We start from the raw sequence: 1,101 nt of genomic DNA, 5'->3' as shown, positions 1-1,101 counted from the left end.
TCGATGACCTCGGCGGCCTTGCGGTACTGCGCGGCGAGCCAGTCATCGGCCAGGTGCAGGTAGATCCGGGTCGACTCGATCGAGGCGTGCCCGGCCTGGGCCTGCACTGCTTCCAGGGCCATCCCAGCCTCCCGCAGCCGGGTCAGGCAGGTGTGGCGCAGCTCGTGACAGGTCGCGTGCTCCAGACCTGCGCGCCGCCTGGCACCAGCTAGCACCTCATCGATGCCCCGCACGGACAACGGCTGTCCCCGGGTTGGGCCCTTGAGGACGACGAACAACCGGTCGGTGTCACACTCAGCTGGTCGCTCGAGCTCCAGATAGGTCGCCACGGCGGTGATGAACCGAGACGAGACCGGCACAATCCGTTGCCGCCCGCCCTTTCCCTCGGCGATGAACACCCGCCGCTCACCGACTCGCAGGTCTTCCAAGCGAAGTCCCAGGACCTCGCAGCGGCGCAGCCCGCCGAGCACCATCGCCGCGACCATCGCCCGATCCCGGTGGGTGCGCAGGGCCGCGGTCAGTGCGTCGACCTCCGGCGGTGTCAAGATCCGCGGCAGCCGCCGCACCCGGCGGGTCAACGGCACGCCCTGGCCCGGTCGCTGCCGTTCACGACGGGTGGGCAGGCCACGCGGTACCGGGTTAGCAGCGATGTCGCCACGCACCTGCAAGTAGGCGAAGAACCCCGAGATCGTCGACAGCCGGCGGGCGACCGTGCTCGAGGTGACTCCTGCGGGTTCGCTGCCCGCGCCTACCACGGCGACCAGCCCAGCACCGCGGCCACCAGTCCGCTGGGCCGTGATGAAACCCAGCACGTCAGCTGGGCACACCTGATCGGGCGCCTTTCCCACGACGCTGTAAAAGACCCTCAAGTCATACGCCGCGGCCAGTACCGTGTTCGGCCGGCACCGACCGGACAGGAACTCAAGGTAGTCATCAACCAGGGGCACCCCGAGCCGCACCACCACCTCCCCACCAGGGCCCGACGACCGGATCAGACACGGCAGGAGAACAGACATCACAGCACCTCCGACAGCGCAGACAAGCAGCCCCAACGGCTGATACGAATGTCCTCCCGGATCACGTGCATAACAAGCAGAGTCG

General features: G+C 68.3%; 1 protein-coding gene. It reads right to left on the bottom strand.

Features of this window, described 5'->3' with window-relative positions:
• On the bottom strand, positions 1–1,016 hold a 1,016-nt coding region (locus DA085_RS20595; RefSeq protein ID WP_109474871.1), incomplete at its 3' end, for a tyrosine-type recombinase/integrase.
• Between the last annotated feature and the right edge of the window lie 85 nt (positions 1,017–1,101).

Source organism: Ornithinimicrobium cavernae, assembly GCF_003121625.1.
In the GTDB taxonomy this organism is placed as follows: domain Bacteria; phylum Actinomycetota; class Actinomycetes; order Actinomycetales; family Dermatophilaceae; genus Ornithinicoccus; species Ornithinicoccus cavernae.
The sequence above is the reverse complement of the archived record's forward strand: the minus strand, read 5'-3'. Positions and strand labels throughout refer to the sequence as shown.